Here is a 24,172-nt window from a genome sequence, read left to right on the forward strand (position 1 = left end):
TCGTTTCTGTTTCGTGATGCGTCGGCGGGGGTCGATCGATGTCAGACTGGGGGCTTCGTGAACGTGCGCCCGGGGTCGGTGCGACGTCTCGATGGGATTGATAGGTTGGTGCGGTGAGCTCAGAGTCAGACACTCCGAATACTGGAGGAGCGCGCTCTGGTGCACCGCGCACACCGCGTCGCACTCCAGCGTCTTCTGCTGCCTCGACGAGCGCCGCCACCCCGCGGAAGCCGGTGAAGCGGCCAACCGCCGCGAAGCCGGCGGGCGCCACGACGCCCGCCGCCACGACTCCCACCACGAAGGCCCCCGTCAAGCGGCCGGCCACCCCGCGGAAGCCGCCCGTGCGCAAGCCCGCGGCCAAGCCCGCCGTCACCGAGGCGACGGCCGTCGAAACGGCGGCCCCCGACACAGCGGCCCCCGACACGGCGGTCGTCGATGCGACAGGCGTCGAGACCGAGACCGAGACCGGCACCGAGACCTCGGCCGCCGCACCCAGGACTCCCGCCAAGCGCCCCGCGGCGCCGCGCACCCCGTCGAAGCCGCGCACCCCGTCACGGCCGTCGCGCCCCGCCGCACGTCAGGCCCCTGCCTCGGTCGTGCGCGACCTCGACCCGACCCGCATCAGCCTGTCGATCTCGGGCCTCACCAAGAAGTTCGGCAGCACCACGGCTGTCGCGGGCATCGACATCGACGTGCCCCAGGGCTCCTTCTACGGCATCGTCGGCCCCAACGGTGCCGGCAAGACCACCACGCTCTCCATGGCCACCGGCCTGCTGCGGCCCGACGGCGGCACCATCACGGTGTTCGGTCACGACGTGTGGCGCGATCGCGCGGCGGCGAAGCGCATGATCGGCGTGCTGCCCGATCGGCTGCGCCTGTTCGACCGTCTCACCGGCCGCCAGCTGCTGCACTACTCGGGCACGCTCCGCGGTCTCGACTCCAAGACGGTCCGCCAGCGCGCCGACGACCTCACCCGGGCCTTCGGCCTCGAGGACGCCATCAACCGGCTCGTCTCCGACTACTCCGTGGGCATGACCAAGAAGATCGCCCTGGCGAGCTCGATGATCCACTCGCCGCGCATCCTGGTGCTCGACGAGCCGTTCGAGTCGGTCGACCCCGTCTCGGCATCGAACGTGGTCGAGATCCTCGAGAAGTACGTGGCCGGCGGCGGTACCGTCGTGCTCTCCAGCCACAGCATGGACATGATCCAGCGCGTCTGCGACCGGGTCGCGATCATCGTCGAGGGCCGGGTGCTCAGCAAGGGCACGGTCGACGAGGTGCGCGACGGCGGGTCGCTGGAAGACCGTTTCATCGAACTCGCGGGCGGCCGCAAGAGCGCGGAAGGCATGGAATGGTTGCTGAGTTCCTCCGACTGAGGCTTCGGCTTCTCGGCAACGCGGGCCGCCGGCCGGCGTCGCAGCTGGTGGGGGTGCTCATCGGCCTCGCCTATGCGGTCGTGATGACGGTTGTGCTCGTGGCGGGCCTGATCGCTCTGCGCTCGGCCGACAGTGACACCGCACGAACCACCGTCGTGATCGGCGGCAGCCTCGTGACGGCCGGCTTCTGGTTCGTTCCCCTGATCTTCGGGATGCGCGACCGATTCGACCCCCGGTCGTTCGCGCTCTTCGGCCTGAGCGACGGGCGCCTGGCGCTCGGGCTGCTGGTTGCGGCATTCCTCGGCGTGCCCGCCCTGGTGGTCAGCATCGTGAGCCTCGCCTCCATCGTCACCTGGTCGCAGTCGCCGGGCTCCACGCTGCTCGCGGTCGTCTCGGCGGTCGTCGGCGCGGTCACCTGCGTGCTCGGCGCGCGCATCGCCGTGTCGCTCGGTTCGTTCGCCTTCTCGAGCCGGCGGGCGCGCGACATCGGGGCGGTCGTGGGCGTGCTCGCGGTGCTCGTGCTGGTGCCCGGCATCCTGTTGATCATGATCACCGGCTGGGGCGGCTCGTCCTGGGGCGGCGGCGATGAGGCCGTGCTTCCGGCGTTGGCCGGAGCCCTCGGTTGGACCCCGCTCGGTGCCGCCTGGGCGGTGCCTGCTGACGCGGTGAACGGCGAGTGGGTGTACGCCGTGCTCAAGCTGCTGATCGCCCTCGCCACACTGGGGCTGCTCTGGCTCGGCTGGCGCGGACTGGTGTCGCTGATGCTCGTGTCTCCCGGCAACCGCGTCGACGAGACGCGCGACGAGGCGGGCTTGGGCTGGTTCGGCCGCGTGCCGGCGACCCCCACCGGCGCCATCACGGCCCGTGTGCTCACCTACTGGGCCCGCGACCCACGGTACTTCGCCCAGCTCGTGATCGTGCCGGCCCCGGCGGTTCTCGCGGTGCTGGTGTTCGCCTTCGTGGGCGTGCCCATCGAGTACACCGCCCTGTTGCCGCTTCCGCTGATGTGCGTGTTCCTGGGCTGGGTGATGCACAACGACGTGGCGTTCGACAACACGGCGGTGTGGCTGCACCTCGTGGCGGGCCGGGTGGGTCTCGCCGACCGGGTCGGCCGGATGATCCCGGTGGTGCTGATCGCCGTGCCCCTGATCGGCATCGGCTCGTTCCTCAGCGTGCTGTTCGCCGACAACCTCGACGCCCTGCCGGCGATGCTCGGCGTGTGCACCTGCCTGGTGGCCACCGGTCTCGGGCTCGGCAGTCTCTTCTCGGCCCGGTTCCCCTACCCGGCCACCCGGCCCGGCGACAGCGCGTTCACCCAGCCACAGGCCACCGGGGCCACCTCGGTGCTCGCCCAGATCTTCTCGCTGTTCGGCACCCTCGCCCTGTCGTTGCCGGCCATCGTCTACGGGGTGCTCGGCGTGTTCGTCGACCCCGAGTACTTCTGGGTCTCGCTCTGGGCCGGGGTGGGGGTAGGCGTGGTGGTGCTCGTTCTGGGCGTCGTCGGCGGAGCCCGCATCTTCGATCGCCGTGGGCCCGAGATCCTCGCTGCCGCGCAGCGCAACTGAGACCCTCCTCCGCGGGGCGGCCCGCTTCGGCCGGGGTGCCCTCGGAGCGCTCTAGAATCGTCTGCATGGCCGAACACCCCCACGCACGAACCTCCGATCCCGGTGCCATCCCCGATGGCGGGGGCGGTACCACCACGCTCGATCGCGAGCTGGAAGAGCTGCTCAACACCGACAGCATCGACCCCGGAGATCACGAACGCTTCTCGCACTACGTCGAGAAAGACAAGATCATGGAGTCGGCGATGACCGGCAAGCCCGTGAAGGCGCTCTGCGGCAAGAAGTGGACCCCGGGCCGTGACCCCGAGAAGTTCCCGATCTGCCCCACCTGCAAGGAGATCTACGAGCGCCTGCTCGACGAGTAGGCCTCAGGCGTAGACGGTCGGGATGACCGGCTCGCCCGCGGCGAGCCGGTACGCCTGATCGGGCAGCTCGGCGATCGCGGCCGCGTGATGGCGTCGGGCGGCGGCGACGCCGGAGGCCCCGAGGTGCTCGCGCTGAACGACCCCGTCGACCACGAGGGGCACGTGCAGGGCCCGGCCCCGCGCATCCGTCGGCGGCAACGCCCCCACGTAGAGCGTCTCCGAGGTGGCGACACCGGATGCGTCGAGCAGCCGCACCGGATGCTTCTGCCCGCCGTGGGTCGCCTTGTCGGCCGACTTCTTCGACACCGCCACCCACCGGCCGTCGGCGCCCTGCCGGGAGACCAGCTTGTACACCATCCCGGCGGCGGGATGCCCCGACCCGGTCACGAGCGAGGTGCCCACCCCGAAGGAGTCCACCGGCGTCGAGGCGAGTGCGGCGATGGCGTACTCGTCGAGGTCGTTGGTGACGGTGATCTTCGTGGCCGTGGCGCCGAGCGCGTCGAGTTGCTCCCGCACGTCGTGCACGAGGGTGAGCAGGTCACCGGAGTCCAGGCGCACGGCTCCGAGTCCGGTGCCGGCCACGCGCACGGCGGTCTCGACCCCGGTGGGTACGTCGTAGGTGTCGACCAGCAGCGTGGTCGAGGGCCCGAGGGCGTCGATCTGCGCGCGGAAGGCATCTTCCTCGGAGTCGTGCAGCATCGTGAAGGCGTGGGCGGCCGTGCCCATGGTGGGCACGCCCCAGCTCCGGCCGGCCTCGAGGTTCGAGGTGGCGGCGAAGCCCGCGATGTAGGCCGCCCGGGCCGCGGCCACGGCCGAGCGCTCCCCGGTGCGCCGCGAACCCATCTCGGCCAGTGGCCGGCCGCGCGCCGCCGACACCATACGGGCGGCCGCGCCGGCCACCGAGGAGTCGTAGTTCAGCACGCTCAGGATGAGGGTCTCGAGCACCACGCCCTCGGCGAAGCTGGACTCCACCACCAGAAGCGGCGAGCCGGGGAAGTACACCTCGCCCTCGCGGTACCCGGTGATCGTGCCCGAGAAGCGGTAGTCGGCCAGCCAGTCGAGCGTGGGGGCGCTCACCACCTCGTGCGAGCGGAGGAACTCGAGCTCGGCGTCGGCGAAGCGGAAGGACTCGATCAGCTGCAGCAGTCGCCCGGTGCCCACCACCACGCCGTACCGGCGACCGCGGGGGAGCGTGCGCCCGAACGCCTCGAACACGCTCGGTCGGTCATGGGTTCCGGCGCGCAGCGCGGCATCCACCATGGTGAGTTCGTAGCGATCGGTGAGCAGAGCTGTCGACATGGTCACGCCCTCGAGCTTAGAGCGGCCGACGGCCCGCACTAGGCTGGGTTCTCGTGAGTGATGCGCCGATCGGGATCTTCGACTCCGGGGTGGGCGGGCTCACGGTCGCCCGCTCGGTGCGAGACCAGCTCCCGCGCGAGTCCATCCTCTACGTGGGCGACACCGCGCACTCGCCCTACGGCCCGAAGCCGCTCGCCGATGTGCGGCGCTATGCGCTCGAGGTGCTCGACGACCTCGTGGCCCAGAACGTGAAGATGCTCGTGATCGCCTGCAACACGGCGTCGGCGGCGATGCTGCGGGATGCGCGCGAGCGCTACGACGTGCCCGTGATCGAGGTCATCCAGCCCGCCGTTCGCACCGCGGTCACGGCCACCCGCAACAACCGCGTCGGTGTGATCGGCACCACCGCCACCATCACCTCGCGAGCCTACGACGACGCGTTCGCGGCGGCTCCGCATCTTCAGCTGTTCTCCCAGGCCTGCCCCGAGTTCGTCTCCCACGTCGAGGCCGGAGACACCACCAGCCACGAGCTCGTTGCTTTGGCGGAGCGTTACCTCGCCCCGCTGATGGAGCACGACATCGACACCCTGGTGCTCGGCTGCACGCACTACCCGTTCCTGAAGGGTGCCATCTCCTACGTGGTGGGCGAGGGGGTGCGGCTGGTCTCCAGCGACACCGAGACGGCCAACGACGTGTACCGCACCCTCGTGCGCACCGGCATGGAGCGCACCTCGCCCGAACCGCCCGTGTACCGCTACGAGGCCACCGGCGGCAGCGCCCAGGAGTTCCTGCGCCTGTCGGAGCTCTTCCTCGGCCCCGAGGTGTCGCGGGTCGAGCTGGTGCACACCGGAGCCATCACCATCCCGCATCCCAGAAGGAGCACACCGTGACCGATTCCCCGAGCACCGGCCCCCGCAAAGACGGCCGCACCGCCGATCAGCTCCGCCGTGTCACCATCGAGCGGGGTTGGAGCGAGCAGGCCGAGGGCTCGGCGCTGGTCTCGTTCGGCAAGACCAAGGTGCTCTGCACCGCATCCTTCACCAACGGCGTGCCCCGCTGGAAGTCGGGTTCCGGCAAGGGCTGGGTCACCGCGGAGTACGCGATGCTGCCCCGCGCCACCAACGACCGCACCGATCGCGAGTCGGTCAAGGGCCGCATCGGCGGTCGCACCCATGAGATCTCGCGACTGATCGGCCGGTCGCTGCGGGCCGTGGTCGACATGAAGGCGCTCGGCGAGAACACCATCGTGATCGACTGCGACGTGCTGCAGGCCGACGGCGGCACCAGGACCGCCGCCATCACCGGTGCCTACGTGGCCATGGCCGACGCCATCGAGTGGGCCCGCAAGAAGAAGTTCATCGGCCAGAAGTCGCAGCCGCTGATCGACTCGGTCGCGGCCGTGTCGGTGGGCATCATCGACGGCGAGCCGATGCTCGACCTCGCCTACGTCGAAGACGTGCGGGCCGAGACCGACATGAACGTCGTGGTCACCGGCCGGGGGCTGTTCGTGGAGGTGCAGGGCACGGCCGAGGGTGCACCGTTCGACCGCACCGAGCTGAACGCACTGCTCGATCTCGCCCTGCTGGGCACGGCCGAGCTCGCGACGCTGCAGACCGCCACGCTGACGGATGACGCGGCAGGGCGGTCCGCCTGATGCGCGTCGTGCTCGCCACCCACAACGCGCACAAGGTCGAGGAGTTCCAGCACATCCTGGGGGCGGCGCTGCCCGAGCTGGAGATCGTGGCCTACGACGGGCCGGAACCGGTGGAGGACGGCACCACCTTCGCCGAGAACGCTCTGATCAAGGCGCGCACGGCCGCCCGGCACACCGGGCTCCCGGCCCTGGCCGACGACTCCGGCATCTGCGTCGACGTGCTGGGCGGCTCGCCCGGCATCTTCTCGGCACGCTGGGCCGGCCACGGCCGGGGCGACCGCGCGAACCTCGAACTGCTGCTCGACCAGCTGTCCGATCTCGCCGACGAGCACCGGGCGGCCTGGTTCGCCTGCCACATCGCCATCGTGGTTCCGGCCACCGGGTTCGAGCAGGTCGTCTCCGGCACCTGGCCCGGGCGGCTCGCCCGGCAGGCGGCCGGTGGCGGCGGGTTCGGCTACGACCCGATCTTCGTACCCGACGGTCGCGAGGTCTCGGCCGCCGAACTGACGGCCGCCGAGAAGAACGCCGAGAGCCACCGCGCCCGGGCGTTCGAGGCGGCCATCCCGGTGTTGAGAATGAGCGTCATTCCTAACTAGCGCGAACGGTGGCACCCGGTGTTCGGAGGCGGTTACCGTGGTGATCATGACCGATCACTCCAGCCACGAACGCCGGTGCGGCCCGGCGTCCGGTCACACTCGGGCGGATGTGTCGGCCACGCCGGCGTCCGGGTCGCACACCCACTCGCACGGTGCCGGGGCCAACCGCACCCGGCTCACGATCGCCATCGCGATCGTGGCCACCGTGCTCGTCGTGGAGGCCGCGGGCGCCGTGCTGTCGGGCTCGCTGTCGCTCTTCGCCGACGCGGGCCACATGCTCTCCGACCTGATCGGCCTGATCGTGGCGCTGATCGCCACGATCGTGGCAGCCCGCCCGGCGAACGAGCGCCACAGCTACGGCTACCAGCGGGCCGAGGTGTTCGGCGCGCTGATCAACAGCCTCATCCTGATCGTCGTGGCGGGCTTCGTGACCATCGAGGCGGTGGGCCGGCTGCTCTCCACCGAGGCGGGGGAGGTGCAGGGCGGGCTCATGCTGGGCGTGGCGGCCGTGGGCCTGGTGGCCAACTTCGTGTCGCTGATGGTGCTGCGGGGCGGGGCGAAGACCTCGATCAACATGCGCGGCGCCTACCTCGAGGTGCTCGGCGACCTGCTCGGGTCGATCGCGGTGATCGCGGCGGCCGTGGTCATCCTCACCACCGGGTTCGAGAAGGCCGACGCCATCGCCTCGCTCCTGATCGCGGCCATGATCGTTCCCCGTGCCGTGTCGCTCCTTCGCGACGTGGTGGGGGTTCTCAACCAGTCCACCCCGCCCACGATGGATGTCGCGGGCATCCGGTCGCACATCCTCGACGAGCCGGGGGTGGTCGACGTGCACGACGTGCACGTGTGGGCCATCACCTCGGGCCGGTACGTCTTCTCGGCGCACGTGGTGGTGCAGCCGATCGTGTTCGAGCGCGGCGAGACGGGACTGCTCCTGGATTCGCTCGGCGAATGCCTCGAAGGCCACTTCGACGTGGAGCACTCCACCTTCCAGCTCGAGCCGGTCGAGCACGCCCGGCACGAGGAGAACCACCACCGGTAGGCGGTGCTGCCGAGGGGGCGATCAGCCCTTCGGCGTGGTGTCGACGTCGCCGCCGAACACCTCGGGCTCGAGCGTGAGCCGCTCGGCGGCTCCAGTGATCTCGACGTCGTCGGCCTCGGCCACCTTCGGGTCGCGCTTGGCCTTCCGCGACTCGCGGATGTAGTGGATGGCGGTGGGAACCACGGTGAGCACCACGACGCCGATGAGAACCACGTCGAGGTACTTCTCGGTGAACTCCCGAACCGGCTCGATCTGGCCGAGCGCGAAGCCCAGCAGCACGATTCCCGATCCCCAGATGAGGGCTCCGATGGCGTTGTAGAGCGAGTAGCGCTTGTAGTTCATGTGGCCGACGCCGGCGGCGATCGGGGCGAAGGTGCGCACGATCGGCACGAAGCGGGCCATGATGACGGCCAGCGCGCCGAAGCGCTCGAAGAAGGCGTTCGTGCGTTCCACGTTGCGCACGCTGAACAGGCCGGACTCCTTGCGTTCGAACACCCGCGGGCCGAGCTTGTGACCGATCAGATAGCCCACCTCGCCGCCGAGGAACGCGGCCAGCGAGATGGCCAGGCACACCCACCACACGTCGATGCCGAACTTGCCGCCCACCGCGAGCACACCGGTGAAGAACAGCAGGGTGTCGCCCGGCAGCAGGAACCCGATCAGCAGGCCGGTCTCGGCGAACACGATGGCACAGACCACCAGCAGGGCGACCGGGCCGAACACGCCGCCCAGCAGGGTGTTCGGGTCGAGCCAGGGGATGAGAGCAGCGGGTGCGGCAGTGAACACGGTCAGTCTTCTCCAGTCGTCGGGGCGGTTTCGCCCGGCGGCAAATCGGTGAGAGTGCGGGAGAAGGGACTTGAACCCTCACGCTCGAAAGCACAGGAACCTAAATCCTGCGTGTCTGCCAATTCCACCACTCCCGCAGACGCAACTCCAGTGTAGGGGTAGGGTGCCCGGCGGCTTGTCAGCGGGAGTGCGGCAGATAACGGGGGATCGACCGCACCAGGATGCCGGCTCCCACGAGGCCCACGACCCCCACGATGCCGGTCGCGAACGGCAGCGACGCCACCGCCACCACGGCCGAGACGCCGAGCGGCGCGAGAGCCGCACCGGCGTCGGCCGTGAACCGGAAGGCACCGAGGAACGGCGCCGGGTTCTCCCGCGGTGCGAGGTCGGCGCTGAGCGTCATGATGATGCCGCTGCCCACCCCGTTCGCCACGCCCATCACGATGGCGATCACCACGAACCACTGGGCGGAGCTGCCGAGGTCGTGCGTGAACGAGAGGGTGATCAGGGCGAGCCCCATGCCCACCATCGACGGCACCACGCTCCACAGCCGGCCGAACCGGTCCATGATCCACCCGCTGGTGTAGAACAGCGCGAAGTCGGCGGCCCCGCCGAGACCGATCACGAGGGCCGTGGTGGAGGGCGAGAGGCCGATGCTCACGGCCCAGAGCGGCAGGATGGCCATCCGGCTGGCTCTCAGTGCGCCCACCACGCCCGCACCCGACCCCACGCGCAGCAGCACGCCGCGGTTGTCGACGATGGTACGCAGGAGTCCGGCCGACTCGGCGGCCACGAGCCGCTGCCCGGCATCGGGCCTCGCCAGGGTGAGCGTGGGATCCGGCATCCGGAGCAGCACGATCACCACGGTGACGATGCAGACGACGTGGATGAGGAAGGCCGACCAGGTGGAGCCCGAGAGGGCGATCACCGCGCCACCGAGGAACGGGCCCACGAACCAGCCTGCACGAAAAGCCCCGCCGAGCGTCGAGAGCGCCCGCGCCCGCACGCGCACGGGCACGAAGCTGGTCATGAACGCCTGCCGCGCCAGCGCGAAGACCGCGGCCGAGAGCCCGAGCAGGAACACACCCAGGCCGAACAGCGCCGTGTTCGGCGCGAGCGCCGCGAAAACCACCGCCCCGAGCGAGAGGGTGCCGGCGGCGATCATCGAGTGCCGCTCGCCGATGCGCGACACGAGCCAGCCGCTCGGGATGTCGCCCACCAGCTGCCCCACCACGATCAGCGCGGCGATGAAGCCCGCACCGGCCAGCCCGGCGCCCAGGGAGTGGGCGATGCCGGGGATGATCGGGATGATCGCGCCCTCCCCGATCGCGAACAGGAAGGAGGGGAGCAGAGCCGGCACCGCGATCGAGCGGAACCGGAAGTCGTCGGTGGGGGGCGCATCCGTCATCACCATGTAGTTTACCCGTGTTAATGAATTGGCGGGCCGATAGACTGTCGGCATAATGCTCGACTTAGACCTCAGCGAACAGATCGCCCAGCTGCGAACCACCTTCGACGACATCCGCTCGGTGGTCGACGTCGACGCCCTGCGGGCGGAGATCGCGCGACTGAGCGAGGAGGCCGGCGTCCCCGACCTGTGGGACGACACGGTCAAGGCCCAGAAGGTCACGAGTGCGCTGAGCCACCGGCAGGCCGAACTGGCGAAGATCGAGTCGATCCAGTCGCGGCTGGACGACCTCGAGGTGCTGATCGAGATGGCGAACGAGGCCGGCGACGAGGAATCGGCCGAGGAGTCGAAGGTCGAGCTCGCGAGCATCCAGAAGGTGCTCGGCGAGCTCGAGGTGCAGACGCTGCTGAACGGCGAGTTCGACCCGCGGCCGGCCGTCATCACCATCCGCGCGGGAGCCGGCGGCGTCGACGCCTCCGACTTCGCCGAGATGCTGATGCGCATGTACCTGCGCTGGGCCGAGAAGCACAACTACTCCAGCACCGTCATGGAGACCAGCTACGCCGAAGAAGCGGGCATCAAGTCGGCCACCTTCGAGATCGACGCGCCCTACGCGTTCGGAACGCTGTCGGTCGAGGCCGGAACCCACCGGCTCGTGCGCATGAGCCCGTTCGGCGCCGCCGGAAAGCGCCAGACCAGCTTCGCCGCCGTGGAGGTCATCCCGCTCATCGAGGAGGCCGGCGTGATCGAGATCCCGGAGAGCGACATCCGGGTCGACGTCTTCCGCTCCTCGGGCCCCGGCGGCCAGTCGGTCAACACCACCGACTCCGCGGTGCGCATCACCCACCTCCCCACGGGAACGGTGGTGTCGATGCAGAACGAGAAGAGCCAGATCCAGAACCGGGCAGCCGCCCTCCGGGTGCTGCAGTCGCGCCTGATGATCATCCAGCGCGAGCAGGAGGCGGCCCAGAAGAAGGAGCTCGCCGGCACCATCACCGCCAGCTGGGGCGACCAGATGCGCAGCTACGTGCTCGCTCCGTACCAGATGGTGAAAGACCTGCGCACCGACCACGAGGTGAACAACCCCTCGGCGGTGTTCGACGGCGACCTCGACGGGTTCATCGCCGCCGGCATCAAGTGGCGCAAGCAAAAACACGACTGAGTTCGGCCGGCGTTTCTATGAATCGGCGCGTCCAGCGAGTCGCGCGGTGGGATCGACGGATGGTCTGCTTAGAGTCATCACGTCATGATTCGGTTTGATCACGTAACCAAGACCTACCGGGGCACCAAGCGGCCCGCGCTCGACTCGATCGACCTCGAAATCCTCCGGGGCGAGTTCGTGTTCCTCGTGGGAGCCTCCGGTTCAGGCAAGTCCAGCTTCCTCCGCCTCGTGCTGAAGGAAGACCGGCCCACCTCGGGCAACATCCACGTTCTCGGCCAAGACCTGAACGCGATCTCGAACCGCAAGGTGCCCTACTTCCGGCGCAACCTCGGCGTCGTCTTCCAGGACTTCCGGCTGCTGCCCGGCAAGAACGTGTTCGACAACGTCGCCTTCACGCTCCAGGTGATCGGCAAGTCGCGCGGCTTCATCCAGGAAGCCGTCCCCGACGTGCTCCAGATGGTGGGCCTGGCCGAGAAGGCGAACCGGCTGCCGCACGAGCTCTCGGGCGGTGAGCAGCAGCGCGTGGCCATCGCCCGCGCGGTGGTGAACAAGCCTGCCATCCTGTTGGCCGACGAGCCCACCGGAAACCTCGACCCGTCGACGAGTGCCGGCATCATGACCGTGCTCGAGCGCATCAACGCCGGTGGCACCACCATCGTGATGGCCACCCACGACAACGCGATCGTCGACCACATGAAGCGCCGCGTGATCGAGCTGGTCACCGGCCAGATCGTGCGCGACGAAGACCAGGGCGGCTACGGCATGACGGCTGAGATCGCGCTGCAGGACTCCGGCCTCACCGCCGAGATCGCCCTGTCAGAAGGACTCGCCCGCCCCGTGGGCCCGGCCCAGCCGCACACCGCGCCGGTGCGTACCGTGCCGCCGATGCCCGCCACGGGAGCGCTGCCCGTGCAGCCCACCCCGGCCCCGGCGCCCGCACCCGCCCGAACGGCCGCGGTGGCCACGGCGACCGCCGAGCCGATGCCGCCGCTCCCGCCGCAGCACGCCCCCGATCCGCGCGACCCGGCCACCGAGTCGCTCAGCCTGGCCGAGAAGCTCGGCCTCCGGGCCCCCGGCGACTCCGGTGGCTCGGCGAACGACCAGAACGTGGGGCCGACGACGTGAGATTCGCACTCATCCTCGGCGAGGTCGGCACCGGCCTCCGCCGCAACGTGTCGATGGTCATCTCGGTCGTCCTCGTCACGTTCATCTCGCTCACCTTCGTGGGCGCCGCCATCCTGCTGCAGATGCAGATCGGCCAGATGAAGAACTTCTGGTACGACAAGGCCCAGGTGGCCGTCTACATGTGCACCGCGACATCCGGAGGCGACAACTGCGCGGGCGGTGAGGCGAACGCCGACCAGAAGGCCGCGGTTCAGGCCCAGCTCGACTCGCCGACGCTGGCCCCGTTCATCGACCGGTACTACTTCGAAGACCACGAGCAGGCCTACGAGAACTTCCAGAAGCAGTTCGCCGGCAACCCGGTCACCGAGTACGTCACGCCCGACCTGCTGAACGAGACCTACTGGGTCAACCTCAAAGACCCCACGCAGTCGGCCGTGCTGGTGGAGAGCCTCTCGGGTCTCGCCGGTGTCGACAGCGTGACCGATCAACGCAGCTATCTCGAGCAGATCTTCTCCATCCTGAGCGCGGCCAGCTACACGGCGATCGGCATCGCGGCTCTGATGCTCGTGGCGGCGGTGCTGCTGATCGCCACCACCATCCGGCTCTCCGCCTTCTCGAGGCGACGCGAGCTCGGCATCATGCGGCTGGTGGGGGCGTCGAACAGGTTCATCCAGACGCCGTTCATCCTCGAGGGGGTGATCGCCGCGCTGATCGGATCGGTTCTCGCCGGCGGCGCCATCGTGGCGATCGTGAAGTTCTTCGTGCAGGACTACCTCGCGCTGCAACTGCCGTTCACGTCGTTCGTGGGGGTGGGCGACGCGCTGTTGGTGGCGCCGATCCTGCTCGTGGTGGGCGCCCTGCTCGCCGCGTTCTCGGCGAAGTTCGCGATCACGCGCTACCTCAAGGTCTGATCGCACTAGACTGATGGGCTGCCGCCCGCATGCCCGGCATCGGGCGGCGGCTTCCATTCGTCGAGAACCCCAGGAGAGTGCCGTGCCACGCGAACGCGGAGAGAAGGTCGTCGCGACCAACCGCAAGGCGCGCCACGACTACTCCATCGAAGACACCTACGAGGCCGGTCTCGTGCTCACCGGCACCGAGGTGAAGTCGCTCCGGGAGGGGCGTGCCTCGCTCGTCGACGGTTACGCCTTCGTCGAAGGGGGAGAGGCGTGGCTCGACGCCGTGCACATCCCCGAGTACAACCAGGGCACGTGGAACAACCATCCTCCTCGGCGCAAGCGCAAGCTGCTGCTGCACAAGGAGCAGATCCTCAAGATCCACAACAAGACCAAAGAGGGCGGCTACACCCTGGTGCCGCTGAAGCTCTACTTCAGCGACGGCCGCGCGAAGGTCGAGATCGCGGTGGCCAAGGGCAAGCGCGAGTACGACAAACGGCAGACCCTGCGGGAGCGGCAGGACAAGCGCGAGGCCGACCGCGCCATGGCCGGCCGCCGCAACCTCGGCGACTGAGCCCGATTCGCGGGGCGGCCCGGTTCACACCGGGTAGCGGATGCCGGTGAGCCGTTCCGCGGTCTCCCACAGCCGGTCTGCCACGGCCCGGTCGCGCGTGTAGGGCTTGGCGCCCACGATCGCGGGGGCGCCCCTGAGCTGCCGCCATCCGTCAGGGCCCCAGTACTGCCCGCCGGCGGCCCGCGCGTCGGTGGCGGCCGCCACGATCGGCCGGGCCCCCACGTGCTTGCCCTGGGCGATCACGCGGTAGGCCGCGCGGCCGACCGGCGTGCCCCGCTTCGGTGGCGGCAGGATGTCACGGGCCGGTGACAGCTCGTCGACCGCGAATCCCGGATGCGCCACGAGGCTGGCGACGTCGGCTCCCGCCGCGCGCAACCGGCGATCGAGCTCGAACGCGAACGTCATCACGGCGAGCTTGGATCGCCCGTAGGTGCGGAACTGCCGGAACCGCCCGCGCTCGCTCTGCAGATCCGCGAGATCGAGCCGGAAGAACTCGTGGCTGATGGAACCGAGGCTCACGATGCGCCCGGAACCCTGGTCGAGCATCCGGGGCAGCAACCGGCCGATGAGGGCGACGTGACCGAGGAGGTTGGTGCCGATCATCGACTCGAAGCCGTCGGCGGTGATCTGGCGGCCGGAGGTCGCGAGCACGCCGGCGTTGGCGATCAGGGCGTCGATCCGGGGAAGGGCGGCGAGCTCGGCCGAGGCCTCCGCCACAGAGGCGAGATCGGCGAGGTCGAGGCGCACGAAACGGGCGTCGGCACCCGGCACGTGCCGGGCGATCGAGGCGAGGGCAGCGGCGCCCTTCTCGGGCGACCGGGCGGCGATCACCACGGCGGCACCGCGGGTGGCGAGCTGCTCGCCCGCCCAGTAGCCGAGACCGCCGGTGCCGCCTGTGACGACGTAGTGGCGCCCCACCAGGTCTCGGCCCGGGGCCGGCGGCACGGCGGCGGTCACCGGGCCACGGAACCGGTGGCGGCGAAGCGGGCGTGCACGGTGGCCTCGATCACGATGGCGCTCGGCCGGAGTTCGACGCCGCCGCTCGCCCGCGAGGCCTTCGCCATGGCCATCACGCCGGGGCCGGCCGGGTCGTCGAGGAGGCCCGGGTCGCTCAGCGACAGCGCGGTTACCGAGTCCAGGCCCAGGGCGTCGGCGTATTCGCGGGCCTTGGTCTGGGCATCCTGGATCGCGGCCCGGCGAACCTCGGAGTGCAGGGCGACCTCGGTGTCGGGGGCGAGCAGCCACTCGATGCCGTCGACGGCGATGCCCTCGCGGATGGCGACCACGTCGATCCACTCCGACAGCGCCTCGAAGTCGTCGAACTCGGCGTCGACGAACACCGCGCTGTGGAACTCCACGGGCAGCCGGGCGCCGTCGGCGCTGTAGGGGCGTTGGCCCCAGACGCGGATGTCCTCGGAGCTCCAGGCGATGACGGGGCCGTCGTCGGGGTGCAGCAGGGTGTCGAGCGAACCGGCCAGCGACTCGTGGGCCGTTCGGGTGGCGGCGAGCACGCTGTCACGCTTGGAGCCCTCGAAGCCGATGCCGATACGCACCCGGGCGCGTTCCGGAAGGCGGCGGAGGCGGCCGGTGCCGGCCACGGTGATGATGGTGTCGGGCATGCCCCCACGATATTCCATGCGGCCGGTGGCAGAGCTGAGCGAGGGTGTCGTATAGTTGAAGGCTGCGTCGGATGTGCATCCGGAGCAGTGCCCGGCATCTCGGGCCTTTGGTAACTCAACAGTGTGCGACAACGGCCCACCACGGGGATGATCGGTTTCGACATTGCCTGTGAAACTGCGAGAAGCGGGCCGAGGATGCGGGGTTATCTCGTTAACGCCCTCCGCAAAACATAAGTGCCAATTCAAACAGCACTGTTGCGGCCAAGAAGGCCACCTTCGCCCTCGCGGCCTAGGTCTTCCTTCCTAGCTAAATAGCAACTGTCGGTCCGGGAATGCTCTCTACCCGGGTTCCGGCATTATCTAGAGAGATTGCTGTGTGACTGTGTCTCAGGGTCACGCGGGACTTTTACTGTGGCTGGGCTCGTCGACCTAGGTGCCTGTTGCACAGGTCGGAGCCGAGTAGAACGCTCTAACAGGCTACGCCCGTAGAAGGCGCGGAATCTCAGCAGTGGACGGGGGTTCAATTCCCCCCATCTCCACCACCTGGCCGTCGTCGCACACTGTTGAGAATATCTCGATTATGGCTACACTGGCCGGATGATCGCATCGTCAACGCGCCTCGCGGGTTCAAGTCTCGTCATTCTTCTGGCCGCCTCCGGCCTCGCCGGATGCTCCGCCGGCGGCGGCCCCGCGTCGTTCGACGGCGTGCAGGCGGCCACACTGCAGATCGAGGCGGAGGGCACCTTCGCCGACCCCGAGAACGGGCAGAGCGAGGAGCAGTCGGGCTCTGGGTCGGGCTTCTTCATCTCGTCCGACGGTCTCGCCGTCACCAACAACCATGTCGTGGCCGGCGCCGGAACCATCTCCGTGCGGGTGGGAGGCGATGCGTCGAAGGAGTACGACGCCCGGGTGCTGGGGTCGTCGGAGTGCCTCGACATCGCGGTCATCCAGGTCGACGGCGAGAACTTCCCGTTCCTCGGCTGGCAGAAGGGCGAGATCACCACGGGCGAGCAGGTGTACGCGGCCGGGTTCCCGCTCGGCGATCCCGACTTCACGCTCACCCAGGGCATCGTGTCGAAGAACGACACCGCGGGGGAGTCGGCCTGGGCGTCGCTGGACCACATCATCGAGCACGATGCGAAGATCCGGCCGGGCAACTCGGGCGGGCCGCTCGTCAATGCCAAGGGCGAGGTGGTGGGCATCAACTACGCGAGCATCGGCGAGCTCGACTACAACTTCGCCATCCACCGCGACGAGGCGCAGGCCGTGCTCGACGAGCTGATCGCCGGAGACAGCGTGGAGAGCTTGGGGGTCAACGCCCAGGCCCTTCCGCTCGACGACCAAGGGGAGCCCATGGGTGTGTGGGTGAGCTCGGTGGCGGCCGGTTCTGCGGCGGACGGCGCCGGCATCCTGCCGGGTGACCAGCTGCTGCGCATGGCCGGCACCACCCTCGCCGCCGAGGGCACGCTCGAGGAGTACTGCGACGTGGTCACCACCCAGGGCAGCGACAAGACCATCGACGTCGATGTCTACCGCCCCTCCGATGACACGTTCTACCGCGGCCAGTTCAACGGAACAACACTCGCCGCCGTGGTGGTACCCGGCGCCGGTGCCTCCGCGGGCACCGATGACCGCGAGTACACGACCATCGCCGACGACACCGGTGTGCTGAGCGTCGACGTGCCGGTCGATTGGGCCGATGTCGACGGAGCTTCCTTCACCGGCCCGGCCGGCAAGGAGTTCATCGACGTGCGGGCCAGCACCGATCTGCAGGCCTTCGCCGACTCCTGGGGTACCTCCGGAGTCACGGTGTCGGCGGCCGAAGCCGCACCCGAGCTCACCCCCGAGGCGATCTTCGCCTCGTTCGGCTCGCTCACGGCGCAGTGCACCCCGAAAGAAGCGGATGCCTACTCCGACGGCGTCTACACCGGCCAGTACCAGTACTTCACCGGGTGCGGCGGTCAGAGCGACTTCGTGATCGTGGTGGCCCAGCCCGCCGACGCGAGCTTCGTGGTGGTGGTCTCGGTGGCCATCGCGAGCACCGCCGACCTGCCCGCCATCGAGCACGTGATGGGCAGCTTCGCCGTCACCTTCTGAGCGGTGGCACCGCCGGCATCAGACGGCGTCGGCGGTGGGGTCGGGAGCGCCGGGGTCGTCGAGCGCCGGGCCGCCGAGCGGTTCGTCGGCCCACTCCACGCACACCCAGCCCGTCTCGGGCGAGCCCTCCAGCACCACCACGGCGGTGTTGTGCAACTCGAGCGCGAGACTGGTGGAGGCGTCGATGTTCTGCGAGAACCACGACGCCCAGGTGCGGATGGCGGCGCCATGACTGAACACGGCCACGGTGCCCTCCGGATGCGCGGAGACCGCGTCGGCGATCGCCCCCGAATAGCGGGCCACGAAATCGGCTCCGCTCTCGCCGCCGGGCAGTCGGGCGTCGAAGTCGTCCCACCACGACAGCAGCGTGCGCAGGTAGGCCGACACGGCCTCCTTGTCGCCGCGACCCTCGAAGATGCCGGCGGAGATCTCCTGGAGTCCGTCGAGGATGCGCGGCGTCAGGCCGAGCCGCTCGGCCAGCGGGGCCGCCGTCTCCTGGGTGCGGGTCATGGTCGACACCACGATCGCGTCGATGGATTCGCCGGCGAGGGCGTCGGGCACGGCCGCCGCCTGGCGGTGCCCCAGCTCGGTCAGGCCGGGGCCGGGCACCACGGTGCCGAGCTCGCCCTTGACGTTGTCGATGGTCTGGCCGTGTCTGATCAGGAGGAGTCGCATCTCTCCCAGCCTATTGCTGTGCGCCCCGGTGGGGGAGCCGGGAGCCGGGAACGGAGTGCCGGGAGCGGGGTGCCGGGAGCCGAACGAAGACGACCCCCGTGCCGAGAGGGCCGGGGGTCGTCTGTCGCGTGCGGGGGTGCCGCACGTGCTGCCGCGGGCTGCTAGCGCGCGGCGCCCTTGAGGGTGCCGGTGACCTTGCCGTTCGGGTCGCCGATCAGGCAGGAGACGAGACGGTCGTCGCCGTCGGTCCACGAGCCCTCGGTGGGAGTGAAGTAGGTGTAGCCGAGGGTCGACTCGTCGTACGAGATGCCCGTGAACGCCTCGAAGGCCTCCAGGCACTGGGCGTCGGCTTGCGTGTTGATGGCGTCGGTGCCGGGGAAGTCGTCGCCGGTGAGCTCGAACTCGGAGTAGACCTCGAAGTCGTGCTCGGCCGCGCAGTCGACCAGCGGAACCTCGGTGACCTCGGTCTCGGAGGTGTCGTTCAGGCACTCGCCGATGCTCAGCGAGAAGACATCGGTGTCGGTCTGCTCGATCTCCTCACCGGTGGTGGAGTCGGTGGCCGGCGGTGCCGAGCTCGGGAACAGTGCCGTGCAGCCCGAAAGGGCGATGGCAGCCGTGAGGACGGCCGCGACGGTCAGGGACAGCTTGGTGGGGGAAATCGCCATGAGGCCTCCGTGCGTAGGGGTCGGACGGAGGAACCCGCGCCTGAAAAACGGCTGAGTGCGCCCCCGCGTGACCATTATGGGGGCCGCTGCGAACCGGGTCAATTCGAGGCGGATCGGCCCACCACGCCGAGCACCTGCTCGTGCAGCACGCCGTTGCTGGCGAGAGCGCTCCCGCTCCACGGCCCGTCGACGCCGTCGACCGAGCTGAACCGCCCCCCGGCCTCCTGCACGATCGGCACGAGGGCGGCCATGTCGTAGGGCTGCAGGTCGAACTCGGCGGCGACCTCGAGCTGGCCCTCGGCCACCATCATGTACGACCACATCTCGCCGTAGGCCCGCGTGCGCCACACCTGCCGGCTCAAGGAGACCAGGTCGTCGAGCCGGCCGGCCTCGTCCCAGCCCTTCATCGAGTTGTAGCTGATCGAGGCGTCGGCCAGGTCGGCGATCCCGGATGCGCGGATCGGCCGCGCCCGCTCGCCCGCCTCTTCGAGCACGTCGGTGGTGAAGGCGCCGAGCCCCGTGGCGGCCCACCACCGTCGGCCGAGCGCGGGTGCCGAGACCACGCCCACCACGGGCACCCCGTCGATCGCCAGGGCGATCAGTGTCGCCCAGACGGGAACGCCGCGCAGGAAGTTGGCGGTGCCGTCGATCGGGTCGATGATCCACTGGCGATGCGGATGGGCGGCGTGAGACGCCGGTCGTCCGCCATCCGCCCCGCCTGCAGCCGACCCCGCGCCGTCGCTCTCCCCGTACTCCTCCCCGAGGATGCCGTCGCCCGCACGCGCGTTCGCGAGCACCGCTCGCAGAGCCCGCTCCACGGCCTGATCGGCATCCGTCACCGGCGTGCGGTCGGGCTTGGTGGTCACGTGCAGATCACCCGCCCGGAACCGCTGCCGCGAGATGCTGTCGGCGGTATCGGCGAGGGAGAGCGCCAGAGCGAGGTCGGCGGAGAGATCGAGCAGGTGTTCGGCGCGGTCGGCTGAGGTCACCCCTCCAGGCTAGCGGCCCCGGCAGCACCGGCTCAGGCGGTGGTCTGCAGCAGCTTCTGCAGCGACTCGATCCGGGCCCGCCCGCTCTCGCCGAGTTCGCCGGCCGTCACCCGGTCGATGATCTCCCAGTCGTGCGCCTCCGTGAGCGGGATGCCGCCCGGCGGCTCGCCCTCTGGCACCCGGGCGGTGGCGGCGAAGGAGCGCAGGATGTTGGCGGGGTCGACGTGACCCAGGCCGAATGAGCGCACCCCCGGGGTGTCGATGATCCACCCGGTGCGCCCGTCGGCAGCGTGCAACCGCAGGCACACGGTCGAGGAGGAGGTGTGCCGTCCACGGCCCGTCACGGTGTTCACGACGCCGGTGGCGCGGTGGGCATCGGGAACCAGAGCGTTCACGAGCGTGGACTTGCCCACGCCGGAGTGCCCGACCGTCACAGTCGTGTGCCCGGCCAGCAGATCGGTGATCTCATCCAGCGGCACGTCGTCGCGAGAAAGGGTCACCACCCGGATGTCGAGGCTGTCGAACTCGGCCAGGAGCGGCCCCGGGTCGGCGAGGTCGGTCTTCGTCACGCAGAGGATGGGGGCGACACCCGCGTCGAAGGCCGCCACGAGGTAGCGGTCGATCAGACGGGCACGCGGCTCCGGATTGGCCGCCGCGACCACGATCAGCATCTGGTCGGCGTTCGCCACGATCACGCGCTCCACCGCGTCGGAGTCGTCGGCGCTGCGCCGGAGCAGCGTGCTGCGCTCCTGCACCTTCACGACGCGGGCGAGCGTTCCCGGTTCGCCCGAGGTGTCGCCCACGAGCGACACCCAGTCACCGGTCACGATCGTGTTGCGGCCGAGCTCGCGGGCGCGTGACGCGGTGATCTCGCGCTCATCCGGAGTGTCTTCGTGCACGAGCACCGAGAAGCGACCTCGGTCGACCGTCATGATGCGGCCGATCACCGCATCTTTGTGGTCGGGCCGCTGCTTGGTGCGGGGCCGGTTGCCCTTGGGGTTCGGGCGGGTGCGGATGGTCGACTCGTCGAAGTCGGCCTCGTCGTCGTCATCCTCGCCGGAGTCCCACCAGCTCATAGGCCACCGGAGAGCATCGAACGCCACAGCTCGGGGAACTGGGGGAGGGTCTTCGAGGTGGTCGCGATGTCGTCGACCAGCACCCCCTCCACGGCGAGGCCGATCAGGGCACCGGCGGTGGCCATGCGGTGGTCGGCGTAGCTCGACCAGAGCCCGCCGTGCAGGGGTTTGGGCGTAATGGCCAGACCGTCGTCGAGCTCGGTCACGTCGCCGCCGAGGTTGTTGATCTCGGTGGCGAGGGCCGCGAGCCGATCGGTCTCGTGGTGCCGGATGTGTCCGATGCCGGTGATCTCGCTCGGCTCGTCGGCGAGGGCCGCGAGGGCCACGAGCGGCGGGGCCAGCTCGCCACCGGTCGACAGGTCGATCGACACGCCCCGGATGCGGTCACCTCCGGTGACCGTGAGGCGGTCGCCCTCCCGGGTCACTGTCGCGCCGAACAGGGGGAGCAGCTCGATCAGGTCGGCGCCCACCTGGGTGGTGCTCTCCGGCCAGCCGGTGATCGTGACGCTGCCGCCGGTGACCAGGGCCGCCGCGAGGAACGGGGCCGCGTTCGACAGATCGGGCTCGATCGCCACCTCGAGGCCTGAGATCGGGCCGCGATCGACCCGCCAGCGGCCCACCTCGTCGGAGTCGACCACGACTCCGCGCCGCCGCAGAGCCGCCACGGTCATGTCGATGTGCGGCTGGCTGGGCAGTCGTGCCCCCTGGTGCCGCAGGTCGAGACCGCCGTCGAAACGAGCGGCCGCCAGCAGCAGGCCGCTCACGAACTGGCTCGAGGCCGAGGCATCGATCGTGAGTTCGCCGCCGCGCACCAGTCCGGAGCCGTGCAGCGTGAACGGGAGGGCTCCTCGGCCGTCGTCGGCGATGTCGACGCCGAGCTCTCGGAGCGAGGTGATGGTGGTGGCCATCGGCCGGCGACGGGCGCCCTCGTCGCCGTCGAAGGTCACGGGGCCGAGGGCGAGGGCTGCCACGGGGGGCAGGAAGCGCATCACGGTGCCGGCCAGTCCGCAGTCGATCGTGGTGCTGCCGAGCAGCTCCTCGGCGGGGGTGACGACCAGGTCGGGGCCGTGGTCTCCGGTGCCGGGCACCGCCTCGATGACGGTGCCGAGCGAGCGCAGCGCATCCGCCATCAGGTCGCTGTCACGGGAGTGCAGGGGAGCGACCAGCCGCGACGGACCATCGGCGAGGGCCGAGAGAACCAGCTCGCGGTTGGTGAGCGACTTCGAGCCCGGCAGTGAGAGCACGGCGGCGAGCGGGCCGTCGGCGCGCGGCGCCGGCCAGTGCTGATCGCCCGACTGCGGCGAGTCGTCGCCGTAGGGGTTGAACGTCGGAGCGGAATATCTCTGAACAGGCATCGGTTATCAGAATAGTCGGCCGAGTCTTCGGACGGCGGTGACGAACAGCAGAAGTGAGGTGGGACGTGACAGCGACAGCCGTGTTGGAGCGCCCGGTCGTAGACTTGCCCGTGATGAGTGAGACCACCCCTGATCCGCGCGCGCTCTTCGAAGAGCAGGCCATCCCGTTCCTCGATCAGCTGTACGGTGCTGCCCTGCGCATGACGCGCAATCCCGCCGACGCCCAAGACCTCGTGCAGGAGACCTTCGTCAAGGCCTACGCCGCCTTCGCGCAGTTCGAGCAGGGCACGAACCTGAAGGCCTGGCTCTACCGCATCCTGACGAACACGTACATCAACACGTACCGCAAGAAGCAGCGCGACCCGTACCAGGGCTCCACCAGCGAGATGGAGGACTGGCAGCTCGGCACCGCCGAGTCGGTCACCGCGTCGCTGTCGAGTCGTTCGGCCGAGGCCGAGGCGATCGACCACCTCCCCGACAGCGATGTCAAAGAGGCGCTGCAGTCCATCCCCGAAGACTTCCGTCTGGCCGTCTACCTGGCCGACGTCGAGGGCTTCTCCTACCAGGAGATCGCCGACATCATGAAGACACCGGTGGGAACCGTGATGAGCCGCCTGCACCGTGGCCGGCGCCTGCTGCGGGGTCTTCTCACCGATTACGCGCGGTCGCGCGGCCTCGAGGTCGCCACCGCCACGTCCAAAGGGAGCAAGAAATGAGTGACTGCGGCTGCGACAAGGCCCGCGCGGAGCTCGAAGAGTATCTGCGCAACGAGATCTGCACGACGGATGCCGCCGACATCCGCGATCATCTCGCGACCTGCGAGGGCTGCCAGTCGGAACTGCACCTGGGTGTGGTGCTGACCCAGACCGTGCAGCGGGCCTGCAAGGAGACCGCCCCCGAAGAGCTCCGCGACGAGCTGCTCGCGCGCCTGCGCTCTCTCCAGTCGAGCCACTGAAAGCCGGCCCACTGACACCGACGACCACCCGGTAACGACGGAGCCTCGCACCACAGTCGGTGCGAGGCTCCGTCGTTTCGGCGGTGGGCCCGGAGGCTCCGTCGTTCCGGATGCGTCGGCTGATGCCGCAGCGATCAGCGAGCGGCACCCTTGACCGAACCGGTCAGCTTGGACTCGTCCGCGTTGTAGACGATGCAGACGACCTGCCGGTCGCCCGAACCCCACGATTCCTGGGTGGGCGTGTATGCGGTGTACACGAAGCTGGAGCTGTCGTAGTCGATGCCGACGTAGGCTTCGAAGGGCGGCAGACATCCGGCCTCGGCGGCATCGTTGACAGCTGCCGAACCGGGGAAGTCACCCTCCGGAAGATCGAAGGTGAAGTACACCTCGGAGTCGTGCTCGGTCGAGCAATCCACACTCGGTACGTCGGAGACCTCCCCACTGGCATCTCCATCGTTCAGGCACTGGCCGACGGCGAGCCGGAAGACGTCGGCGCTCTGCTGCTCGATCTCCGCCCCCGACGTCGAGTCCGTCGTCGGGGGCAGGCTGGGCGTGAGCATCGAGCAGCCACCCAGCACGAGGGAGGCGGCGACCATTGCAGTGGTGGCGAGCAGACGGGTGGGATCGAGAACAGGGAAGTGCACGGGGTCTCCAGGGATCGGAAGCGGCATCCTCATATGAGGAATGTTCACCATATCGATCTGCGGAGAGACCCCGCCATGAGTAATGCCGGCTGGCTCAGGGCCGGGCTGGCTCAGGGCCGGCTAGCTGTACTGCCCAGGGAGGTTGATCAATCTGCTGATGGGTGGTTGTGCTCCGATGGCGGTGTGGGGCCTGTGGTGATTGTATTCATGGAGCCAGGCCGGGAGTGCTGCTCGGCGGGCTGATTCGCTGTT

General features: G+C 69.5%; 26 protein-coding genes, 1 tRNA gene and 1 other RNA gene. 15 read left to right on the top strand and 13 right to left on the bottom strand.

The window, feature by feature from the left end; genetic code table 11:
* Positions 1-233: 233 nt before the first annotated feature.
* The 3 genes from ACEXOR_RS13345 (at position 234) to ACEXOR_RS13355 (ending at position 3,303) form a co-directional block, all read left to right on the top strand.
* Positions 234-1,376 carry an ABC transporter ATP-binding protein gene (locus tag ACEXOR_RS13345; protein WP_374850159.1) on the top strand — a complete coding sequence of 381 codons (1,143 nt, stop codon included), beginning with the start codon at positions 234-236 and terminating at the stop codon, positions 1,374-1,376.
* Entirely contained in the window at positions 1,352-2,941 is a 1,590-nt protein-coding gene (locus ACEXOR_RS13350; protein ID WP_374850160.1) for a hypothetical protein, read from the top strand. Before ACEXOR_RS13345 ends, ACEXOR_RS13350 begins: the two co-directional genes overlap by 25 nt.
* A 65-nt stretch (positions 2,942-3,006) precedes the next feature.
* Complete coding sequence (locus ACEXOR_RS13355) at positions 3,007-3,303, top strand: DUF3039 domain-containing protein (RefSeq protein WP_374850161.1); 297 nt, start codon at positions 3,007-3,009, stop codon at positions 3,301-3,303.
* Positions 3,304-3,306: 3 nt separating this feature from the next.
* Here ACEXOR_RS13355 and ACEXOR_RS13360 read toward each other — a convergent pair whose 3' ends face one another.
* On the bottom strand, positions 3,307-4,608 hold the full coding sequence (locus tag ACEXOR_RS13360) for a nicotinate phosphoribosyltransferase (protein WP_374850163.1): 1,302 nt from the start codon (positions 4,606-4,608) through the stop codon (positions 3,307-3,309).
* 47 nt (positions 4,609-4,655) lie between these two features.
* Here ACEXOR_RS13360 and murI point away from each other — a divergent pair, with 47 nt between their 5' ends.
* Genes murI through ACEXOR_RS13380 form a run of 4 tightly spaced genes read left to right on the top strand, consistent with a single transcriptional unit; the run spans position 4,656 to position 7,894 of the window.
* Positions 4,656-5,492, top strand: a complete 837-nt coding sequence (murI, locus tag ACEXOR_RS13365) for a glutamate racemase (RefSeq protein WP_374850164.1) — start codon at positions 4,656-4,658, stop codon at positions 5,490-5,492.
* A complete protein-coding gene (gene rph / locus ACEXOR_RS13370) occupies positions 5,489-6,256 on the top strand; it encodes a ribonuclease PH (protein WP_374850165.1) in 768 nt (255 codons plus the stop codon). The genes murI and rph overlap by 4 nt, the downstream gene beginning before the upstream one ends.
* Positions 6,253-6,852, top strand: a complete 600-nt coding sequence (rdgB, locus tag ACEXOR_RS13375) for an RdgB/HAM1 family non-canonical purine NTP pyrophosphatase (RefSeq protein WP_374850198.1) — start codon at positions 6,253-6,255, stop codon at positions 6,850-6,852. Before rph ends, rdgB begins: the two co-directional genes overlap by 4 nt.
* Positions 6,853-6,898: 46 nt before the next feature.
* Positions 6,899-7,894, top strand: a complete 996-nt coding sequence (locus ACEXOR_RS13380; RefSeq protein WP_374850166.1) for a cation diffusion facilitator family transporter — start codon at positions 6,899-6,901, stop codon at positions 7,892-7,894.
* A 21-nt stretch (positions 7,895-7,915) separates the two neighbouring features.
* Here ACEXOR_RS13380 and ACEXOR_RS13385 read toward each other — a convergent pair whose 3' ends face one another.
* The 3 genes from ACEXOR_RS13385 to ACEXOR_RS13395 all read right to left on the bottom strand — a co-directional run bounded on the left by ACEXOR_RS13385 (position 7,916) and on the right by ACEXOR_RS13395 (position 10,088).
* Positions 7,916-8,680, bottom strand: a complete 765-nt coding sequence (locus ACEXOR_RS13385; RefSeq protein WP_374850167.1) for a DedA family protein — start codon at positions 8,678-8,680, stop codon at positions 7,916-7,918.
* A gap of 55 nt (positions 8,681-8,735) precedes the next feature.
* Positions 8,736-8,817 (bottom strand) — tRNA-Leu (locus ACEXOR_RS13390).
* A gap of 41 nt (positions 8,818-8,858) precedes the next feature.
* Positions 8,859-10,088 carry an MFS transporter gene (locus ACEXOR_RS13395; protein WP_445451951.1) on the bottom strand — a complete coding sequence of 410 codons (1,230 nt, stop codon included), beginning with the start codon at positions 10,086-10,088 and terminating at the stop codon, positions 8,859-8,861.
* A gap of 55 nt (positions 10,089-10,143) precedes the next feature.
* Here ACEXOR_RS13395 and prfB point away from each other — a divergent pair, with 55 nt between their 5' ends.
* The 4 genes from prfB (at position 10,144) to smpB (ending at position 13,845) form a co-directional block, all read left to right on the top strand.
* Entirely contained in the window at positions 10,144-11,250 is a 1,107-nt protein-coding gene (prfB, locus tag ACEXOR_RS13400) for a peptide chain release factor 2 (RefSeq protein ID WP_374850169.1), read from the top strand.
* 84 nt (positions 11,251-11,334) lie between these two features.
* A complete protein-coding gene (ftsE, locus tag ACEXOR_RS13405) occupies positions 11,335-12,375 on the top strand; it encodes a cell division ATP-binding protein FtsE (protein WP_374850170.1) in 1,041 nt (346 codons plus the stop codon).
* A complete protein-coding gene (ftsX, locus tag ACEXOR_RS13410) occupies positions 12,372-13,286 on the top strand; it encodes a permease-like cell division protein FtsX (RefSeq protein WP_374850172.1) in 915 nt (304 codons plus the stop codon). The genes ftsE and ftsX overlap by 4 nt, the downstream gene beginning before the upstream one ends.
* An 82-nt stretch (positions 13,287-13,368) precedes the next feature.
* Positions 13,369-13,845 carry an SsrA-binding protein SmpB gene (smpB, locus tag ACEXOR_RS13415; protein WP_374850173.1) on the top strand — a complete coding sequence of 159 codons (477 nt, stop codon included), beginning with the start codon at positions 13,369-13,371 and terminating at the stop codon, positions 13,843-13,845.
* A 24-nt stretch (positions 13,846-13,869) separates the two neighbouring features.
* On the opposite strand, the gene ACEXOR_RS13420 is transcribed toward smpB, so the two are convergent.
* Both ACEXOR_RS13420 and ACEXOR_RS13425 read right to left on the bottom strand, forming a co-directional pair.
* The gene (locus ACEXOR_RS13420; RefSeq protein ID WP_374850174.1) at positions 13,870-14,802 is read right to left on the bottom strand and encodes an oxidoreductase; all 933 of its coding nucleotides are present in this window, start codon (positions 14,800-14,802) and stop codon (positions 13,870-13,872) included.
* The gene (locus tag ACEXOR_RS13425; protein WP_374850175.1) at positions 14,799-15,464 is read right to left on the bottom strand and encodes an SIMPL domain-containing protein; all 666 of its coding nucleotides are present in this window, start codon (positions 15,462-15,464) and stop codon (positions 14,799-14,801) included. Before ACEXOR_RS13425 ends, ACEXOR_RS13420 begins: the two co-directional genes overlap by 4 nt.
* Positions 15,465-15,607: 143 nt before the next feature.
* Here ACEXOR_RS13425 and ssrA point away from each other — a divergent pair.
* Positions 15,608-16,006: a transfer-messenger RNA gene (gene ssrA / locus ACEXOR_RS13430) on the top strand.
* 55 nt (positions 16,007-16,061) lie between these two features.
* Entirely contained in the window at positions 16,062-17,561 is a 1,500-nt protein-coding gene (locus ACEXOR_RS13435) for a S1C family serine protease (RefSeq protein ID WP_374850176.1), read from the top strand.
* An 18-nt stretch (positions 17,562-17,579) separates the two neighbouring features.
* On the opposite strand, the gene ACEXOR_RS13440 is transcribed toward ACEXOR_RS13435, so the two are convergent.
* From ACEXOR_RS13440 to aroA, 5 genes are all read right to left on the bottom strand, one after another.
* Positions 17,580-18,236 (bottom strand): histidine phosphatase family protein, encoded by a 657-nt coding sequence (locus ACEXOR_RS13440; protein ID WP_374850177.1) that lies wholly within the window; start codon positions 18,234-18,236, stop codon positions 17,580-17,582.
* Positions 18,237-18,397: 161 nt separating this feature from the next.
* Entirely contained in the window at positions 18,398-18,901 is a 504-nt protein-coding gene (locus ACEXOR_RS13445) for a septum formation family protein (RefSeq protein WP_374850178.1), read from the bottom strand.
* Positions 18,902-18,999: 98 nt separating this feature from the next.
* Complete coding sequence (locus tag ACEXOR_RS13450; protein WP_374850179.1) at positions 19,000-19,890, bottom strand: inositol monophosphatase family protein; 891 nt, start codon at positions 19,888-19,890, stop codon at positions 19,000-19,002.
* A 32-nt stretch (positions 19,891-19,922) separates the two neighbouring features.
* On the bottom strand, positions 19,923-20,966 hold the full coding sequence (gene rsgA, locus ACEXOR_RS13455; RefSeq protein ID WP_374850180.1) for a ribosome small subunit-dependent GTPase A: 1,044 nt from the start codon (positions 20,964-20,966) through the stop codon (positions 19,923-19,925).
* Positions 20,963-22,321, bottom strand: a complete 1,359-nt coding sequence (aroA, locus tag ACEXOR_RS13460; protein ID WP_374850181.1) for a 3-phosphoshikimate 1-carboxyvinyltransferase — start codon at positions 22,319-22,321, stop codon at positions 20,963-20,965. Before aroA ends, rsgA begins: the two co-directional genes overlap by 4 nt.
* Before the next feature lie 113 nt (positions 22,322-22,434).
* On the opposite strand from aroA, the gene ACEXOR_RS13465 reads away from it, so the two are divergent.
* Both ACEXOR_RS13465 and ACEXOR_RS13470 read left to right on the top strand, forming a co-directional pair.
* A complete protein-coding gene (locus tag ACEXOR_RS13465; protein WP_374850182.1) occupies positions 22,435-23,037 on the top strand; it encodes a sigma-70 family RNA polymerase sigma factor in 603 nt (200 codons plus the stop codon).
* Positions 23,034-23,276: a zf-HC2 domain-containing protein gene (locus ACEXOR_RS13470; protein WP_374850183.1), complete on the top strand. Its 243-nt coding sequence runs from the start codon at positions 23,034-23,036 to the stop codon at positions 23,274-23,276. Before ACEXOR_RS13465 ends, ACEXOR_RS13470 begins: the two co-directional genes overlap by 4 nt.
* A 134-nt stretch (positions 23,277-23,410) precedes the next feature.
* Here ACEXOR_RS13470 and ACEXOR_RS13475 read toward each other — a convergent pair whose 3' ends face one another.
* Both ACEXOR_RS13475 and ACEXOR_RS13480 read right to left on the bottom strand, forming a co-directional pair.
* Positions 23,411-23,947, bottom strand: coding sequence for a septum formation family protein (locus ACEXOR_RS13475; RefSeq protein WP_374850184.1), 537 nt, complete (start codon positions 23,945-23,947; stop codon positions 23,411-23,413).
* A gap of 93 nt (positions 23,948-24,040) precedes the next feature.
* On the bottom strand, positions 24,041-24,172 hold a 132-nt coding region (locus ACEXOR_RS13480), incomplete at its 5' end, for an integrase core domain-containing protein (RefSeq protein ID WP_374847459.1).

Origin of the sequence: Herbiconiux liangxiaofengii (genome assembly GCF_041927335.1) — a bacterium.
GTDB classification, from domain to species: Bacteria; Actinomycetota; Actinomycetes; order Actinomycetales; family Microbacteriaceae; genus Herbiconiux; species Herbiconiux liangxiaofengii.

Bases quoted from the DNA above. Each gene is read 5' to 3' on its own strand.
- ACEXOR_RS13350 (WP_374850160.1), top strand. From the start codon at position 1,352: ATGGTTGCTGAGTTCCTCCGACTGAGGCTTCGGCTTCTCGGCAACGCG.
- ACEXOR_RS13355 (WP_374850161.1), top strand. From the start codon at position 3,007: ATGGCCGAACACCCCCACGCACGAACCTCCGATCCCGGTGCCATCCCC.
- ACEXOR_RS13380 (WP_374850166.1), top strand. From the start codon at position 6,899: ATGACCGATCACTCCAGCCACGAACGCCGGTGCGGCCCGGCGTCCGGT.
- ACEXOR_RS13395 (WP_445451951.1), bottom strand. From the start codon at position 10,088: ATGACGGATGCGCCCCCCACCGACGACTTCCGGTTCCGCTCGATCGCG.
- prfB (WP_374850169.1), top strand. From the start codon at position 10,144: ATGCTCGACTTAGACCTCAGCGAACAGATCGCCCAGCTGCGAACCACC.
- ftsE (WP_374850170.1), top strand. From the start codon at position 11,335: ATGATTCGGTTTGATCACGTAACCAAGACCTACCGGGGCACCAAGCGG.
- ACEXOR_RS13425 (WP_374850175.1), bottom strand. From the start codon at position 15,464: ATGCCCGACACCATCATCACCGTGGCCGGCACCGGCCGCCTCCGCCGC.
- ACEXOR_RS13435 (WP_374850176.1), top strand. From the start codon at position 16,062: ATGATCGCATCGTCAACGCGCCTCGCGGGTTCAAGTCTCGTCATTCTT.
- ACEXOR_RS13440 (WP_374850177.1), bottom strand. From the start codon at position 18,236: ATGCGACTCCTCCTGATCAGACACGGCCAGACCATCGACAACGTCAAG.
- ACEXOR_RS13445 (WP_374850178.1), bottom strand. From the start codon at position 18,901: ATGGCGATTTCCCCCACCAAGCTGTCCCTGACCGTCGCGGCCGTCCTC.
- rsgA (WP_374850180.1), bottom strand. From the start codon at position 20,966: ATGAGCTGGTGGGACTCCGGCGAGGATGACGACGACGAGGCCGACTTC.
- aroA (WP_374850181.1), bottom strand. From the start codon at position 22,321: ATGCCTGTTCAGAGATATTCCGCTCCGACGTTCAACCCCTACGGCGAC.
- ACEXOR_RS13465 (WP_374850182.1), top strand. From the start codon at position 22,435: ATGAGTGAGACCACCCCTGATCCGCGCGCGCTCTTCGAAGAGCAGGCC.
- ACEXOR_RS13470 (WP_374850183.1), top strand. From the start codon at position 23,034: ATGAGTGACTGCGGCTGCGACAAGGCCCGCGCGGAGCTCGAAGAGTAT.
- ACEXOR_RS13475 (WP_374850184.1), bottom strand. From the start codon at position 23,947: ATGCCGCTTCCGATCCCTGGAGACCCCGTGCACTTCCCTGTTCTCGAT.